At 63.4% G+C, this 16,865-nt stretch carries 14 protein-coding genes; 6 read left to right on the plus strand and 8 right to left on the minus strand.

Annotated elements, in window-relative coordinates:
- Window positions 1-71 precede the first annotated feature (71 nt).
- The gene (gene queA, locus I6L39_RS18430; RefSeq protein WP_216990454.1) at window positions 72-1,139 is read right to left on the minus strand and encodes a tRNA preQ1(34) S-adenosylmethionine ribosyltransferase-isomerase QueA; all 1,068 of its coding nucleotides are present in this window, start codon (window positions 1,137-1,139) and stop codon (window positions 72-74) included.
- Window positions 1,140-1,350: 211 nt separating this feature from the next.
- On the opposite strand from queA, the gene I6L39_RS18435 reads away from it, so the two are divergent.
- The 3 genes from I6L39_RS18435 (at window position 1,351) to ahpF (ending at window position 4,716) form a co-directional block, all read left to right on the plus strand.
- Complete coding sequence (locus I6L39_RS18435) at window positions 1,351-1,797, plus strand: CBS domain-containing protein (RefSeq protein ID WP_042076634.1); 447 nt, start codon at window positions 1,351-1,353, stop codon at window positions 1,795-1,797.
- Between the two features lie 629 nt (window positions 1,798-2,426).
- The gene (gene ahpC / locus I6L39_RS18440) at window positions 2,427-2,993 is read left to right on the plus strand and encodes an alkyl hydroperoxide reductase subunit C (RefSeq protein WP_042076637.1); all 567 of its coding nucleotides are present in this window, start codon (window positions 2,427-2,429) and stop codon (window positions 2,991-2,993) included.
- Window positions 2,994-3,135: 142 nt separating this feature from the next.
- On the plus strand, window positions 3,136-4,716 hold the full coding sequence (ahpF, locus tag I6L39_RS18445; RefSeq protein ID WP_216990455.1) for an alkyl hydroperoxide reductase subunit F: 1,581 nt from the start codon (window positions 3,136-3,138) through the stop codon (window positions 4,714-4,716).
- Window positions 4,717-4,785: 69 nt separating this feature from the next.
- On the opposite strand, the gene I6L39_RS18450 is transcribed toward ahpF, so the two are convergent.
- Window positions 4,786-6,105 carry an MFS transporter gene (locus I6L39_RS18450; RefSeq protein WP_216990456.1) on the minus strand — a complete coding sequence of 440 codons (1,320 nt, stop codon included), beginning with the start codon at window positions 6,103-6,105 and terminating at the stop codon, window positions 4,786-4,788.
- 118 nt (window positions 6,106-6,223) lie between these two features.
- On the opposite strand from I6L39_RS18450, the gene I6L39_RS18455 reads away from it, so the two are divergent.
- On the plus strand, window positions 6,224-6,469 hold the full coding sequence (locus I6L39_RS18455) for a hypothetical protein (protein WP_042076661.1): 246 nt from the start codon (window positions 6,224-6,226) through the stop codon (window positions 6,467-6,469).
- A gap of 133 nt (window positions 6,470-6,602) precedes the next feature.
- On the opposite strand, the gene I6L39_RS18460 is transcribed toward I6L39_RS18455, so the two are convergent.
- Complete coding sequence (locus I6L39_RS18460; RefSeq protein ID WP_216990457.1) at window positions 6,603-8,171, minus strand: diguanylate cyclase; 1,569 nt, start codon at window positions 8,169-8,171, stop codon at window positions 6,603-6,605.
- A gap of 309 nt (window positions 8,172-8,480) precedes the next feature.
- Window positions 8,481-9,230, minus strand: a complete 750-nt coding sequence (locus I6L39_RS18465; RefSeq protein ID WP_216990458.1) for a class I SAM-dependent methyltransferase — start codon at window positions 9,228-9,230, stop codon at window positions 8,481-8,483.
- Window positions 9,231-9,661: 431 nt separating this feature from the next.
- Here I6L39_RS18465 and I6L39_RS18470 point away from each other — a divergent pair, with 431 nt between their 5' ends.
- Together I6L39_RS18470 and I6L39_RS18475 are read left to right on the plus strand one after the other, a co-directional pair.
- Window positions 9,662-9,874, plus strand: coding sequence for a hypothetical protein (locus I6L39_RS18470; RefSeq protein WP_157005364.1), 213 nt, complete (start codon window positions 9,662-9,664; stop codon window positions 9,872-9,874).
- Window positions 9,875-9,921: 47 nt separating this feature from the next.
- Entirely contained in the window at window positions 9,922-10,410 is a 489-nt protein-coding gene (locus I6L39_RS18475; protein ID WP_216990459.1) for a VOC family protein, read from the plus strand.
- Between the two features lie 85 nt (window positions 10,411-10,495).
- Here the strand turns inward: I6L39_RS18475 and gcvP are convergent, their stop codons facing one another.
- From gcvP to I6L39_RS18495, 4 genes are all read right to left on the minus strand, one after another.
- Entirely contained in the window at window positions 10,496-13,372 is a 2,877-nt protein-coding gene (gene gcvP, locus I6L39_RS18480) for an aminomethyl-transferring glycine dehydrogenase (protein ID WP_216990460.1), read from the minus strand.
- 234 nt (window positions 13,373-13,606) lie between these two features.
- Window positions 13,607-13,996 (minus strand): glycine cleavage system protein GcvH, encoded by a 390-nt coding sequence (gene gcvH / locus I6L39_RS18485; protein WP_042076214.1) that lies wholly within the window; start codon window positions 13,994-13,996, stop codon window positions 13,607-13,609.
- A gap of 74 nt (window positions 13,997-14,070) precedes the next feature.
- The gene (gene gcvT / locus I6L39_RS18490) at window positions 14,071-15,171 is read right to left on the minus strand and encodes a glycine cleavage system aminomethyltransferase GcvT (protein WP_216990461.1); all 1,101 of its coding nucleotides are present in this window, start codon (window positions 15,169-15,171) and stop codon (window positions 14,071-14,073) included.
- Window positions 15,172-15,552: 381 nt separating this feature from the next.
- Entirely contained in the window at window positions 15,553-16,773 is a 1,221-nt protein-coding gene (locus tag I6L39_RS18495; RefSeq protein WP_216990462.1) for an FAD-dependent 2-octaprenylphenol hydroxylase, read from the minus strand.
- Between the last annotated feature and the right edge of the window lie 92 nt (window positions 16,774-16,865).

Raw genomic sequence — 16,865 nt, forward strand, 5'->3', positions numbered from 1 at the left:
AGGGCCCGGTAATAAAGAAGCCGGCCGGGATCCTGACAAGCAGACCCTGAACGGCTTCTGAAGGGCGAGGCTTAACCTTGCGCCCGGCGACGGGTGACGAACATGGCGTCCCCGTAGCTGAAGAAACGATACTGCCCGGTCACGGCGGCCTGATAGGCGGCCATCACATTGTCATAGCCCGCGAAGGCGCTGACCAACATGATCAGGGTGGATTCGGGCAGGTGGAAGTTGGTGATCATGGCGTCGACCACCTGGAACTGGTAACCAGGGAAGATAAAGATGTCGGTGTCGCTGAAGAAGGGTGCCAGCGGCTTGCCCTGGGCCAGGGTCGCCTTGGCCGCGCTCTCCAGCGAACGTACCGAGGTGGTGCCCACGGCAATCACGCGGCCACCGCGCGCACGGGTCGCCGCGATGGCGTCCACCACCTCCTGCGGCACTTCGGCGTATTCCGAGTGCATGTGGTGATCTTCAATCTTCTCCACCCGCACCGGCTGGAAGGTGCCCGCCCCCACGTGCAGGGTCACGAAGGCCAGCTCCACCCCCTTGGCGCGGATCTTCTCGAGCAGCGGCTCGTCGAAGTGCAGGCCGGCGGTCGGCGCCGCCACGGCACCCGGCTTCTGGTTGTAGACGGTCTGGTAGCGCTCCTTGTCGGCGTCCTCGTCGGGGCGGTCGATGTAGGGGGGCAGCGGCATGTGGCCGATGGCTTCCAGAATGGTCAGCACGGGGCGCGGATCCAGGAAATGGATCTCGAACAGGGCGTCGTGGCGGACACGCATCTCGGCCTCCACCTTCTCCCCATCGGGGGCACCGTCCAGGATCAGGCGGGTGCCGGGCTTGGGGGACTTGGAGGAGCGGACGTGGGCCAGCACGCTGTGCTCGTCCAGGATGCGCTCCACCAGCACCTCCAGCTTGCCGCCGCTGGCCTTCTGACCAAACATGCGCGCCGGGATGACACGGGTATTGTTGAACACCAGCAGGTCGCCGGGATTGAGCTGGTCCAGCACATCGACAAATTGACCGTGGCGCAGGGCGCCGGTTTGACCATCGAGCTGCAGCAGGCGGCTGGCGGTCCGCTCCGCCATCGGATAGCGGGCAATCAGCTCGTCTGGCAGATCAAAATGAAAATCGGATACTTGCATCTTTCACCTCGGGGGAATCGGCGGCTAGTCTAGTTATCCCCCTCTTGCAAGGCAACCCAAAAGACCAAAAACCCAAGGCAGACAAGGGATAGCGGGCAATTATGTGAGGCAACACCCGTTAAAAAATCTTTAATCTTTTGTATTGACCCCGATCATGTTCTGCCCCTCCGGGCTGGGCTAGGGTGAAGATAGATACACAAGGAGGCCCACCATGATGACCCTCTCCGAGATCATGACCGAACACCCCTTCACCCTGGGTCCGGAAAACAGCGTCAAGCAGGCGATGGAGCTGATGCAGCAGGAGCGGATCCGCCACATCCCCATCGTCGATGAGCACCAGCATCTGCTGGGACTGGTCACCCTCTCCGACATCCTGGCCACCCGCGAATCCAAGCTGCTGCTGATCAACCCGGAGCGGGAGGCGGAGTTCACCGACAGCGTCCAGCTCGACGAGATCATGACCCGCCAGGTGGCGAGCGTGGACCCCCACGCCGGCATCAAGGAGGCGGCCCTCTACCTGCAGCGCCACAAATATGGCTGCCTGCCGGTACTCAAGGGGCGCAAGCTGATCGGCATCGTCACCGAGTCTGACTTCATCGCGGTGGCCATCAACCTGCTGGAGCTGATGGAAGAGCAGGAGCCCCCCACCGACTTCTGATCACTGATTTATGAAATTAAATTACAATAAAAGCGTTTTCAGCCTTATTTTTCGGCTAAAACACTGAAACACTTTCAGTTTGATTGAAAAATTACACCATATTCTTGCTTTGTGATCCTCATCACACTATGATGCGACCCATGCAATGGTTGCCGAAGAGGTGATGAGGATTGTGCACCCACGTCTTCTCTTCATATATCCGCAAGTTTGCACACCCCGTAGTTAGTCTTTGCTGTAAAGCATTTTTATCGCCATTCCTTGTTTGATGACCCGGCCCTGTCCTCGCGACCGCGCCGGGATTTTTTTGCCCGCGTTCTTCCCTTGCCCGCCGCGTCTGCGGCACGCCCATGCATGCCATCCATAAAACAAGATCCCATCCGGGACTTGAAAATGTGAACTGCAGGACAGAAATTGAACTTCGACAATGAGTTATCTCAGAAGACTTGAGATATTCATGTTAGGTACAGTTGGGATGGACTATCTAATAAATAGATTTAAGTGATTCAAAATTGTGGCTTTGACCGATTAGCGAAAAGCCCTATGATGCCTCCATCGAAAGTTAAGCGCCTCGTCTGGCACGACTCTTCAACTACCAGACCGGCATATGTACATCACCAAGGAGCAAATACATGTCTACCTACATCAACACTGAAATCAAGCCGTTCAACGCTACCGCCTACCACAATGGCAAATTCGTTCAGGTGTCTGACGCTGACCTGAAAGGCAAGTGGTCCGTGGTCTTCTTCTACCCGGCTGACTTCACCTTCGTCTGCCCGACCGAGCTGGGCGACCTGGCCGACAACTACGCTGCCTTCAAGAAGCTGGGCGTCGAGATCTACGCTGTCTCCACCGACACCCACTTCACCCACAAGGCCTGGCACGACACTTCTGACACCATCAAGAAGATTCAGTACCCGATGATCGGCGACCCGACCGGCACCATCACCCGCAACTTCGGCGTGATGATCGAAGAGGCTGGCCTGGCTGACCGCGGTACCTTCGTCATCGACCCGAACGGCGTCATCCAGATCGTCGAGATCAACGCCGGCGGTATCGGCCGTGACGCCCTGGAGCTGCTGCGCAAGGTCAAGGCTGCCCAGTACGTTGCCGCTCACCCGGGTGAAGTGTGCCCGGCCAAGTGGCAGGAAGGCGACGCCACCCTGGCCCCGTCCCTGGATCTGGTAGGCAAGATCTAAGCCTCCCCGCTCCAAAGACCGGCCCGTTTCAGGGCCGGTCTGTTTTCCGGCCTAGCTCAAGGGTGACGGCCTGCTTTTCGGCACAGTCTTTTCAGTATTCAGCCATACCGCCGACCCGCATTCAGACAGAAGGAATTCGACCATGTTAGATACCAACCTCAAACAACAACTCAACGGTTACCTGCAGTACATCGTCAATCCCATCGAGATCAGCGTGTCCGGCAACGACAGCGACAAATCCGCAGAGCTCCTGGCATTGGCCACCGAGATAGCCGAGATGTCCCCCAAGATTTCCCTGACCGATGGTACTGCCGCCCGCAAGCCTTCCATGAGCATCGCGCCCCAGGGGCAAGCCCCGCGCGTGCACTTTGCCGGCATTCCCATGGGTCATGAATTCACCTCCCTAGTGCTCGCCCTGCTGCAAAGCGGCGGCCACCCCTCCAAGGCCGATCCGGCCGTGCTGGAGCAGGTCAGGAACCTGAAGGGTGAGTTCCACTTCGAGACCTACATCTCCCTCTCCTGTCACAACTGCCCGGACGTGGTACAGGCCCTGAACCTGATGGCCACCCTGAACCCGGGCATCAGCCACACCATGATCGACGGTGCCCTGTTCCAGGACGAGGTGAACGAGCGCCAGATCATGGCGGTCCCGAACGTCTACCTGAACGGCCAGCCGTTCAGCCAGGGCCGCATTTCGCTGGAAGAGATCGTCGCCAAGCTCGACACCGGCGCCGCCGAGCGCAAGGCCGCCGAGCTGAGCGAAAAAGCGCCTTACGACGTGCTGGTGGTGGGCGGTGGCCCGGCCGGCGCCGCGGCGGCCATCTATGCCGCCCGTAAAGGCATTCGCACCGCCATCGTCGCCGAGCGCTTCGGCGGCCAGGTGATGGACACCGTCGGCATCGAGAACTTCATCTCCGTGCCCTACACCGAAGGCCCCAAGCTCGCCGCCAGCCTGGAGCAGCACGTCAAGCAGTACGGCGTGGAAGTGATCACCGAGCAGCGCGCCGCCGCCATCAGCAAGGATGGCTACGTCAACGTGGATCTCGCCTCCGGTGCCACCCTGAAGAGCCGCGCCGTGATCCTGGCGACCGGCGCCCGCTGGCGTGACCTAAACGTGCCGGGTGAGGTGGAATACCGCACCAAGGGCGTGGCCTACTGCCCCCACTGCGACGGCCCCTTCTTCAAGGGCAAGCGGGTCGCGGTGATCGGTGGCGGTAACTCCGGCATCGAGGCGGCCATCGATCTGGCCGGCATCGTCGAACACGTCACAGTAGTGGAGTTCGCCGATACCCTGCGCGCCGACGACGTGCTGCAGAAGAAGGCCCGCTCCATGGGCAACATCGACATCATCATGAGCGCCCGCACCACCGAGGTGATCGGTGACGGCAGCAAGGTGGTGGGCATGGATTACGAGGATCGCACCACGGGCGAGATCAAGCACCTCGCCGTGGCCGGCATCTTCGTCCAGATCGGCCTGGTCCCGAACACCGAGTTCCTGAAAGGGAGCGAGGTGGCCCTGACCCGCTTCGGCGAGATCGAGATCGACACCAAGGGCGCCACCTCCCTGCCCGGCGTCTACGCCGCAGGGGATGCCACCACAGTGCCGTTCAAGCAGATCATCATCTCCATGGGGGCCGGTGCCACCGCCGCCCTGGGGGCGTTCGATTACCTCATCCGCACGCCGGCCCCCGAGGCCGCCAAGGCAGAGGCCGTGACCGCCTGATAGGCTCCGCCAGCAAAAAGCCGACTCCCTGAGTCGGCTTTTTTATCCCCGTCGTTGGGCCGGCAGCCTTCAACGCCCCCGCGGCGCGTCCCTCTCCTGCACCTCTTCCCTTATCGTCCTCTCTTCTGCGTCAGGCGCGGCATAACTCGCGGGTACCGCCTCCCCTGCCAGATCCGTTCTCGGCTCCAGCTCCGCCGTCATGGGGGTGTTGGGGGGCACCGGCATGAACACCTGGTGTTCCGCCAGCGGAATGGGGGCCCGCTGCCGCCTGCGCCAGCCCAGATACCCCGCCAGCAGCAGGCCGCACAGGGCGAAGTAGACGAACAGCCCCTGCAGCCCGAACAGCCCCATGACCGAGGGGGCCAGCAGCGGCCCTATCATGGCCCCCAGGCTGTAGGCGAGCAGCAGCCCCTGGTTGGCCCCCAGCACCTGATCCGGGCGCAACTCGTCGCAGGCGTGGCTGAGGCTCAAGGGGTAGATGGAGAACGCCATCCCCCCCAGCAGAAAGATCAGGCCTCCCTCGATCGGCGCGCGCCAGGCGCCTGGCAGCAGCGCCATCATGAGGGCGAGCAGGGTCAGCGCGCTGCACAGCAGCAGGATCACCAGCCGCCTGTCATGGCGGTCGGACATCCGGCCTATGGGGTATTGCAGGCACATGCCCCCCAGGATCACCAACGCCATCATGTCCGCCACCCGCGAGAGCGTGGCACCGCTGTCGGTAAAATAGAGCGGCAACAGGCCGTAGATGGCACCGAGCACCAGGCCCGAGGTGAAACTGCTGCCCATCCCCGCCGGAGTGAGGCGCACCAGCTCCCGCACCCCGACCCGTTGGGGGGCCACCATGGCCGGGGTCGATACCCGGGATAGCGCCAGGGGCACCACCGACAGGGTCGCCGCCATGGCGCACAGGGCGAAAGGGGTCAGCACCATGGGGTCCACCCACTTGAGCAGCTGTTGCCCCATCGCCAGGGAGCCATAGAGCAGGATCATGTAGAGGGACATCAGCCGTCCCCGGTTGGCCGGGGTGCTGGAAACCAGCATCCAGGACTCCAGCACCACGAAGATCCCGCCGGTGGCAAAGCCCCCCACCAGCCGCAGCACGGTCCAGGCGATGGGATCCACCACCATGCCGTGAAGCAGAAACAGGAAGCAGAGCAGGGAGGCATAGGCCGCATAGGCCCGGATGTGGCCCACCCGTATGATGAGACGGGCGTTGACGAAGGCCCCCAGCACCAGGCCGCCGAAGTAGGCCGCCGACACCAGGCCGATGGCCTGGGCGGACACCTGCTCGGCGGAGAGGCGCACCGTCAGCAGGGTGTTGAACAGGCCGTGACCCAGGATGAAGACCACCAGACTGGTCAGGGGTGAGAACAATCTCGTGAGTGCCATGACGCCTCCCCTCGGGGTAAAACGGTCATGGTAGCGTCTGTTTCTTGCCCACTTCAACCGACCGCCCCCATTTTTGAGAGGCTATCCTTAACGGGATCCCATCATGGAGGTCGTCAAGATGAGACTCACGCTGTTGTTGGCAACTTTGCTCTTCTCCGCCAGCGCCCTCGCCTTCCACTGTCCCATGGACATGAAGAAGATCGATGACGCCCTGGCCACAAACCCGGCGCTCAGCGCCGAGCGGCTGGCCGAGGTGAAGCAGCTCAGGGCCGAAGGAGAGAGCCTGCACAAGGCAGGCAAACATCAGGAATCCGTCGATAGCCTGGCCAAGGCCATGGCCATTCTCGGCATCGACGAGGGCTAGTCGCCGGCTCGCCGCGCGACGGTCTGCCCTGCATCGCACCGATGTGGCAGGCAGCCCACTTGACACAAGGCCCTCGTCCCCCGTGGCGAGGGCCTTGTCATGAGCGGGGTGGCGGCAGGCAGACGCTCGCTACCTATGCCTCCTCGATGCGATGGATGCGGTTCTTGCCGGCACGCTTGGCCTGATACATCGCCTTGTCGACCAGGGCTATCAGCACCTCGGGGGATCGTCCCTGGCTGGTGCCGATACCGGCGCTGAAGGTGACCCGCATCCCCTTCTCCCGCCATTTCTGCTCGCTGAGCTGGCACCGCCACAACTCCATCAGCCGCTCGGCCTCTGCCAGCGAGTGCTGCTCGAAGAGGGCCACCAGCTCCTCGCCACCGTAGCGGCACAGTAAGACCCCCTCCCCCAGTAACGTCTGTCCCAGCTCGACACAACGGCACAGCGCCGCATCGCCGCCGGCATGGCCGTAGACGTCGTTGAGCTGCTTGAAATTGTCCAGGTCGACCAGGGCCAGGACAAAGCTGTTCCCCTCCTCGTGCAGCTGGCGCAGACGCTGATCCAGAAACCGCCGATTGTAGCTGCCGGTGAGTGCGTCCCTGTGGGCCAGGTCAAAGGACTCTTGCAGGTGATCTGACACCTGATCCAGCTCCTGATCCAGCAAGGCCATCTCCGGGAAGGCGGGCAGCACGCTCACCGGCCGAGCCTCTCGCGAGCCGGCACCGAGTCGACGGATCCGGCCGGCCAGGTTGTCGATGAGCACCAGCAGGCGCAGGCGGAAGAAGGCCGACATGGTGATGAAGAGGGCGCTGGCAATGACCAGCAGCCCGAGCGCCAGGCCTCCCCCCATGGCGGCAACCGAGTCTCGCCTTGGCTGTACCGTGATGGCCATCCAGTGCTCCCGGTCCGGCAGGGTGGCGTAGGCCACGTATTCGTTGCCAGGGTCCGAGTAGAAGGAGCCGGAGTGCGCCGTCAGGCGCGCCAGCCAGGGGGCCTGCAGGATCTGGCCGTTGTAGGCCGACTGGGAACTCACCAGGATCTGGTGGGTGCGCCGGTCAATCACCATGTGGCTCACGGCATTGTCCCCATACAGCATGTCCCTGAGCATCTTGGACCACTGTGCAACGTTCACGTCGATGCCGATGACCCGCTCCCCCTGCTCACCCTGCTGCCGGCCATCCGTCAGACGATGAGCCAGGGTCAGGATGTAGTCGCCCGTCAAGATGTCCTGATAGGCCGGGGTCCAGTAAAACGTCCGGGCCTCCAGCGCCCCCTTGAACCAGGCTCTGGATCGCACATTGGCCCTGGCATTGACCCAGGCCTGGTCCGCCTCTTTGCTGCCGGAGAAGAAATAGCCGTTCGAATCGGCATGAAAGATCAGGGTCACCAGGGGATCGAGGGCCGCCATGTTGCCCCACCGCTCGCGATACACCTGCCTGGCCTCGCTCGAGGAGAACACTGGGGTCAGCAGGTCCGCCGTGACCTCGACGGACATCAGCTGCTCGAGGTGGTCGAGCATCCTGTCTTCCGTCACCACCGCCATGCCGTTCAGGCTGGCCAGTTTCTGCTCCACGACCACGCCGTGGTTGTAGACCGACAGGGCAAACAGGCCGCCAATCCCGAGCAGCATCGGCAAGGCCAGCAGCCAGAGATAGCCCGTGATGAAGGTGAAATTTTTCTGCGTGCGTCTGAACGTCAACATACCCTGGATCCTGCCCATTACCCTTTTCGCTTGCCCCGAGATACCGACAGGGCTGCCATCAAAAGGCGCGCAGTATGCCGTTATCACTTTCGAGAGGGCGAATCCTTTCGCGGCCTTGTTCAAGCACGATTCAGGCAGATTTGGGGGGTAAATGCGGTTTTATCTGATAAAACAGGGAGATGCTGAGTGTTTTCTGGTCAAGGAAAAACCTGGGCGACGGCGCTGATCTCCGGGCCAGGAAAAGCGCCGACACAGGGGCAGGCGATCGACGGCCCGGCCGTCCTCCCGCCCCCTTCCACTCGCGCTTCGCTATACCCGGCCGCTGTAGACCAGGGTGCAATAGTTGAACGCTATCTTGCCGTTCACTGCATGGCGCTCAAACGCACGGCGGATGAGCGCCGTCATCTGATCGTGGGCCCGGGTGCCGACGGCTGGGGCATAGGAGGAGGAGTTGAGCCGCCCCAGCACGCCGTCGAGATCGAACAGCTGCTGGTTCTCGAAGCGATCGAGCCGATACTCCCCCTCGAAGAAGGCACGAAAATCCGTCTCGCCCAGGTTGCGGTGATTGACCTCCTCGTAATCCCCCGAGTAGGCGTGCAGCCCCTCCTCGTACGCCTCGAGAAACGGGGTGTTCATCAGCCGATCGTTCCAGATGAGGGCGACCCGGCCACCGGGTTTGAGCAGGCGCTGGCACTCCAGTCGGAAGGCTGTGCGATCGAACCAGTGAAACGCCTGGGCGACCGTCACCAGATCCACCGAGCCCGCCGGCAGGCCGGTGGCCTCCGCACTGCCGTGGGACCAGCCGACGTTGCCCACATCCGCCAGCAGCCGTCTGGCGGCCGCCCGCATCTCGTCATTGGGCTCCACCGCCCAGACTCGCGCCACCCGGGGCGCCAGCAGGGCCGTCAGGATGCCGGTGCCCGCGCCGATATCGGCCACCTGGGCCTCGGGCCCCATGGCCAAGTCGCGGGCCAGAAAATCCAGCATGGCCGCGGGATAACCGGGGCGGTATTTCACATAGGCCTCGACCCGGGTCGAGAATCGCTGGGTACTGTCCATCGCTCGCTCCTTGTGGTGGATCACGCGAGTCGCATGATGCCGTTAAGGCATCCTGCACCAACATCCAGAGTCGGGGCAACCGCATGAGGGCACTTGACTGCCACAAAAAAACGGTATCGGCCAGGGTAAGTTCCGTCAGCATCGGCGCGTGCCATGCACTGCGCCTTGATGATATCCCCCTTGAGCATGGGCTCATCGGGAACTGGTAGAGTGGTCGCGACAGCCAGACCGCAAGGGCAGGGCATTCAAGCTAGGACAAGGCTTTAACCTGGCAGAGGCCACTGTGATGAGGCATTGACCCATGACGGAGTGAGACGGAAGGGATTGACGCCTCTTCGAGCTTCCCTATTCACTCTGGCACTACACTCAACCCTGAACGGCCTCGCCGAGGGAGGCGCACACCATTGACCACCAGACCGTACGGGGGATCCATGTCGACATCCAGATACCTGCTGCCACTCATCGCTGCCCTGTTGACCGGGTGCGGCGGCGAATTGCTCAGCACGGCGGCAACCACCGGAAAACTCCAGGCGGAGCAGGCCAATCAAGCCAGGGCGCAACTGGATCAGTTCAACGAGGCACTGAGTGCCGCCGTCGACGCCACCGAGGCGGCGTCCGTATCGGCCGCCCCTCCGGCCCAATAGCAACGCCTGGCCGGCAACTGTTCCGCTGTTTTCAACGGAGAAATGAGATGACGCAAGCTGCAAAGAACCGGATCTGCCTCTGGTACGACGGGGATGCCGAAGAGGCGGCGCACTTCTACGCCCTAACCTTCCCCTACTCCACCGTCGGTGCCGTACACCGGGCCCCGGCCGACTATCCCGCCGGCAAGAAAGGGGACGTGCTGACGGTCGAGTTCAGCGTGATGGGGATCCCCTGCCTCGGCCTCAACGGCGGGCCCGGGGTCAACCACAACTGGGCCTTCTCGTTTCAGGTGGCCACCCAGAGCCAGGCCGAAACGGATCGCTACTGGCACGCCATCATCGACAGCGGCGGTCAGGCGAGCGAGTGCGGCTGGTGCCAGGACAGGTGGGGCATCTCCTGGCAGATCACCCCCCAGGTCCTCATCGAGGCGATAAGCGATCCCGATCCCGAGGCAGCGAGACGCGCCTTCGAGGCCATGATGCAAATGGGCAAGATTGATATTGCCACCATCGAGGCGGCGCGCCGGGGCGAGTAGCCCGTTCGCGCGGGCGCCACACACAACAAGGCCACCCCTGGGGGTGGCCTTGTGCATATTGGCTGTCAGTCCTACTGCGCCGCGATTACTTGGCGTAATCCTCGGTGGGCACGCAGGAGCAGAACAGGTTGCGATCGCCATAGACATCGTCGATGCGGTTGACCGACGGCCACAGCTTAGCGGCGCGCACGGCGTCGGACGGGAAAACCGCCTCGGCACGGCTGTAGCCACGGTTCCACTCTGCATCCATCACGTCGTCCTGGGTGTGCGGCGCATGGACCAGGGGGTTGTCGGCGAGGCTCCAGTGACCGTCCTGCACCCGGGCGATCTCGGCGCGGATGGCGGTCATGGCTTCCACGAAGCGATCCAGCTCGCGCTTGGATTCGGATTCGGTCGGCTCGACCATCAGGGTGCCCGCCACCGGGAAGCTCATGGTCGGCGCGTGGAAGCCGTAGTCCATCAGGCGCTTGGCCACGTCCATCTCGCTGATGCCACTGGCTTCTTTGAGCGGGCGGATGTCCAGGATGCACTCGTGGGCCACCCGACCGTTGCGACCTGTATAGAGCACGGGGAAGGACTCGCCGAGCTTCTTGGCCAGGTAGTTGGCGTTGAGGATGGCCACCTGGGTGGATTTCTTCAGCCCCTCGTCACCCAGCATGGCGATATACATCCAGCTGATGGGCAGGATGCTGGCCGAGCCGAACGGGGCGGCAGACACGGCGCCGTTGTCACGGCTCTCCTTGTCGGTCTTGACCACGGCGTGACCGGCCACAAAGGGTGCCAGGTGTTTCTTCACGCCGATGGGGCCCATGCCCGGACCGCCACCGCCGTGGGGGATGGCGAAGGTCTTGTGCAGGTTGAGATGCGACACGTCCGCCCCGATAAAGCCTGGCGCCGTCAGCCCGACCTGCGCGTTCATGTTGGCGCCGTCCAGATAGACCTGACCGCCGTACTGGTGAACGATGTCGCACACCTCCTTGATGGTCTCCTCGTACACCCCGTGGGTGGAGGGATAGGTCACCATCAGGCAGGAGAGCTGGTCACCCACCTCGGCAGCCTTGGCACGCAGGTCGTCCAAGTCCACGTTGCCGGCCTTGTCACAGGCGGTGACGATCACCTTGAGGCCCGCCATCTGGGCGGAGGCCGGGTTGGTGCCGTGGGCGGAAGCCGGGATCAGGCAGACGTCGCGATGCCCCTCGCCGCGGGACTCGTGGTATTTCTTGATGGCGAGCAGGCCCGCGTATTCCCCCTGGGCGCCGGAGTTGGGCTGCATGCAGACCGCATCGTAGCCGGTCACCTTCACCAGCCAGTCTTCCAGATCTGCCAGCAGCAGCTGGTAGCCCCTGGCCTGCTTGAGCGGCGCGAAGGGGTGCAGCTTGCCAAACTCGGGCCAGGTCACCGGGATCATCTCGGCGGTGGCGTTGAGCTTCATGGTGCAGGAGCCGAGGGAAATCATGGCATAGTTGAGGGCCAGATCTTTCGCTTCGAGACGGTGGATGTAGCGCAGCATCTCGGTCTCGGAGTGGTACTTGTTGAACACCTCGTGGGTCAGCACGGCATCGGTGCGCAGCAGCGCCTGCGGGATGGCGTGATGAGTCTGGGCCGCCTTGTCCAGCGCCTCCACATCCAGGCCATGGCCTTGTCCCAGGAAGAGGTCGAACAGCTCGGCCACGTCACCCCGGGTGGTGGTCTCGGAGAGCGACACCCCCACAGCGCCGTCGAGATCCGCGCGCAGGTTGATGCCGAGCCCTTCGGCCTTGGCAATCAGCGCCGCCTTGTCCGACGTCAGGACTGTGAGGGTATCGAACCAGCTGTCGTGCTTGAGGGCCACGCCCTTGGCTTTCAGGCCGAGCGCCAGGATCGTGGTCAGACGATGGACGCGGGAGGCGATGGTCTTGAGCCCCACAGGGCCGTGATAGACGGCGTAGAAGCTCGCCATGTTGGCCAGCAGCACCTGGGCGGTACAGATGTTGGAGTTGGCCTTCTCGCGGCGGATGTGCTGCTCGCGGGTCTGCATGGCCATGCGCAGGGCGGCCTTGCCGCGGGCATCCTTGGAGACGCCGATGATGCGGCCCGGCATGGAGCGCTTGTAGGCATCGCGGGTGGCGAAAAACGCCGCGTGGGGGCCGCCGTACCCCATGGGCACGCCGAAGCGCTGGGCACTGCCGAACACCACGTCGGCGCCCAGTTCACCCGGGGAGGTGAGCAGCAGCAGGGAGAGCAGGTCGGCGCCGACGCAGGCCAGCCCCTTCTGGGCCTGGACGGCTGCAATGAGGGAACGCAGATCGGTCACATTGCCGGTGGTGGACGGGTACTGGAACATGGCACCGAACACCTCTTCGCTCACCGCCTCGCCCGCCGGGCCGACGACCACGTCGAAACCGAAGTGCACCGCGCGCTCCTTGACCACGTCGATCACCTGGGGGTGCACGTCGTCGGCCACGAAGAAGAGGTTGGACTTGGATTTCGCCATGCGCTTGGCCAGCGCCATGGCTTCGGCGGCGGCGGTGGCTTCATCGAGCAGGGAGGCGCTCGCCAGATCCATGCCGGTCAGATCCAGGGTGAGCTGCTGGAAGTTCAGCAGCGCCTCGAGGCGGCCCTGGGCCAGCTCGGGCTGATAGGGGGTGTAGGCGGTGTACCAGCCCGGGTTTTCCAGCACGTTGCGCAGGATGACGTGGGGTACATGGGTGTCGTGATAGCCCATGCCGATGTAGCTCTTGGCGATCTGGTTCTGGGCGGCATAGCCCTTGAGCTTGGCCAGGGCCTCCACCTCGGTCATGGGGGCGCCGACACCGAGCGGGCCCGGGCGGCGGATGGCGGCGGGGACCGTCTGCTCAATCAGATCGTCCAGGCTCTCGGCGCCCACGGTGGCGAGCAGGGCGCGCATCTCTTCCTCACCCGGGCCTATGTGGCGGCGGATGAAATCGGTTTTTTGCTCGAGTTCAAACAGTGACTGGGTCATTTCCCTATTTCCTGGTAAATAAGTCCTGGTATGAAGGCCTGATAACCAAGACCTGATGTTCCTGATAGCCGGCAGATACCGGCTCCACTCATGTTCTCTGTCCGCCGCAGGCAGACGGGGGATGCGGCAAGGGCATCCCGAAGGCGCAGAGGCTGCGCCCTTCCTGCAACCTCCATGGCCGCAGGATGGCAGTCATACAAGAGGGCCCTGCTGTGTTGGCAGGGCCCGGGGGCATTACTCTTCGTCCACCACGTTCTGGTAGCCGTCGGCATCCAGCAGGTTGGCGAGCTCGCCCGCGTCGTCCAGCTTGATGCGGAACAGCCAGCCGGCGCCATAGGGGTCGGAGTTGACCAGCTCGGGGCTGCCTTCCAGCTCTTCGTTGACGGCCAGGATCTCGCCGCTCACCGGGCTGTAGATGTCGGAGGCGGCCTTGACGGACTCCGCCACGGCGCAATCTTCACCGGCGCTCACCTGCTTGCCCACTTCCGGCAGATCGACGAACACCATGTCACCCAGCAGATCCTGGGCGTGCTCGGTGATACCGACCACGGCTTCGCCGTTGGCTTCGACACGGACCCACTCGTGGGAGGTGGCATATTTCAGTTCGCTCGGGATATGGCTCATTTGTGCTTCCTTTATGCTCTTGGATCGCTTCAACAAAAATGGGTCGGCGAAGGGACGCCCCTCGCCGCAATGAATCATGACACTAGGGGCTGGCCGTTGCGCACGAAGGCCGGCTTGGTGACTTTCACGGTGACCAGCTTCTTGCGGATCTCCACCTGGGCCTGTTCGCCGATATCGCGGGGCACCCGCGCCAAGGCGATGCTGTAACCCAGGGTCGGCGAGAAGGAGCCGGAAGTGATCACCCCTTCACGCACTTCGCCGCTCTCGCTGGTGAAGGTGACCGGCATGCCGCTGCGCAGCACGCCCTTCTCCTCCATCACCAGGCCCACCAGCTTGGGCTGGTTGCCGGCAGCCTTCTGGGCCTCCAGGGCGGCGCGGCCGATAAACTGGCGATCGCTGGGTTCCCAGGCCAGGGTCCAGGCCATGTTGGCGGCGAGCGGAGAGATTGACTCGTCCATGTCCTGGCCGTAGAGGTTCATGCCGGCCTCAAGGCGCAGGGTATCGCGAGCACCCAGGCCGCAGGGGGCCACGCCGTTGTCCAGCAGGGCCTGCCACAGATCGCACGCCTTCTCTTGGGGCACCACTATCTCGTAGCCATCTTCACCGGTATAGCCTGTGGTGGCGATGAAGAGATCCCCTGCCTGCACGCCGAAGAAGGGCTTCATGCCCTCAACCGCGGCATTCTGCTCAGGGGTGAACACCTTGGCCGCCTTGGCCTTGGCGTTGGGGCCCTGTACGGCGATCATGGCGAGCTCGGGGCGCTCGGTCACGCTCACGGCGAAGTCGATGGCGTGGTGGCGGATCCAGGCCAGATCCTTCTCGCGGGTGGCGGAGTTCACCACCAGGCGATAGAAGGTATCGGTCAGGTAATAGGTGATGAGGTCATCGATGACGCCGCCTTCCGGATTGAGCATGCCGCTGTAGAGGGCCTTGCCGGGGACGGTGAGTTTGGCCACGTCGTTGGCCAGCAGGTGTTGCAGGAAGGCTTTGACCCGCTCGCCGGTCAAATCGACGATGGTCATGTGGGAGACATCGAACATGCCTGCATCGGTGCGCACCGCGTGGTGCTCTTCCAACTGGGAACCGTAGTTGATGGGCATCTCCCAACCGTGGAAGTCCACCATCTTGGCACCCGCTTCCAGGTGTTTCGGATGCAATACAGTAGTCTGGATCATCGCTGTGTTTCCTTAAGCGTTCGCGACAACACTCGCAATCCGCCCCGGCACGTCGGGCAAAACGGACCACAAGCTCTGTGCTCGTCCCCGCCCGGGCGGGCAGGAGTGATTCCTTGAACGGTGCGGATTATATGACAAGCGCGCCGGGGCGCCGCTCAAAAAAAACTAATCCCCACCTGACAAACTGACACCAGACACTAAGGCAAAAACAGTGATAAAAACAGTGCAAACCGAACATTGGCGAGATTTAATGTTGATTTTTACCGTTTCGTCACAATTTACGGAAAAACGTTTCGCTTCTTGCCAACATTAAAGGCTGACACCACGAGGGGGCATACTGCCCCATCAGATTAGTTTTATTGTCAAAACCCCGGGGTAAGATTAGATTTTTTCACCCTTGGCCAGGGCGGGCAGCTCCCCGTCCAGCCCCATGGCGGCCCGGATCATGCCCTGCTTGAGGGGGCCGAGGGCGTCGACGGCACAGAGCCCCACCCCGCGCACCAGCTTCTTGAGGGGGTTGCTGCCTGCAAACAGCCGCTTGAGCCCCTCCATGGCCGCCAGCATGCGGGCCGCCTCGCTCTTGCGCCAGCGTTCGTACCCGCGCAGGTTGGCGTGCAGGCCGATGTCCGCGCCCTTGCCGTGATGAATGAGGATCTGCTCCGCCAGGGCGGCGGCATCCAGCAAGCCCAGATTCACCCCCTGCCCCGCCAGCGGGTGTATGGTGTGGGCCGCATCCCCCACCAGCACCAGCCGCTCGCGGGCAAAGTCGCGGGCGTAGCGGGCGGTGAGCGGAATGGCGCTGCGGGCCCCCTCCACCTTGCACAGCCCGAGCCTGCCATCGAAGGCGGCGGTGAGCTGGCGGCTGAACCGCTCGTCATCCAGGGCGCACAGCGCCTCGGCCCGTTTGGCCGGCACAGACCAGACGATGGAGCAGAGATCGGGTTCCCACAGGGGCAGGAAGGCGAGCGGCCCCTGGGGGGTGAAGATCTGGCGCGCCACCGCCTCGTGGGGCTCGGCACAACGTACCGTCGCCACCAGGGCGTGGTGGCCATAATCCCAGCTGGTGAGGGGAATGTCCGCCTGGCGGCGCACCCAGGAGTGGGCGCCGTCGGCGGCCACCACCAGGCTGGCCGAGAGGGCGCGGCCATCCTCGAGCAGCAGCAGGGCGCCCGCCGCACTGCTCTGCAGGCTCTTGGCCCGGGCCGGGGTCAGCAGCTGGATATTGCCTGCGCCGCCGATGGCTTCCAGCAGCGCGAGCTGGATCACCCGGTTCTCGACGATGTGGCCGAGGGCGCCCTGGCGCAAACTGGCGGCATCGAACGCGATCTGGCCGAAGCTGTCCTGCTCCCACACCTGCATCCTCTCGTAGGGCTGCAGGCGGCGCGCCGCTATGCCGTCCCAGGCGCCGACCCCCTGCAGGATCCGCTGGCTGGCGAGGCTCAGGGCGCTGACCCTGTTGTCAGGCGCCGCCCCCAGCACGGGATCCGGCAGCCGGCCTTCCACCACGGCCACCCTGAGTGTGCTCTGCTTGAGGGCGGCGGCGAGCCCCAGGCCCACCATGCCGCCCCCCACGATCACCACATCTACCTCTTGCATCTGCATTCTCTTATGTCCTTTCGTGGCTGATCACCGGGATCAGCGGAGGCACGCCCGCGGGCGTCCCTCCTCAAATATGTCGAGTCCGCCGCCGGGGG

The organism is Aeromonas sp. FDAARGOS 1409 (genome assembly GCF_019048705.1).
In the GTDB taxonomy this organism is placed as follows: Bacteria; Pseudomonadota; Gammaproteobacteria; order Enterobacterales; family Aeromonadaceae; genus Aeromonas; species Aeromonas sanarellii.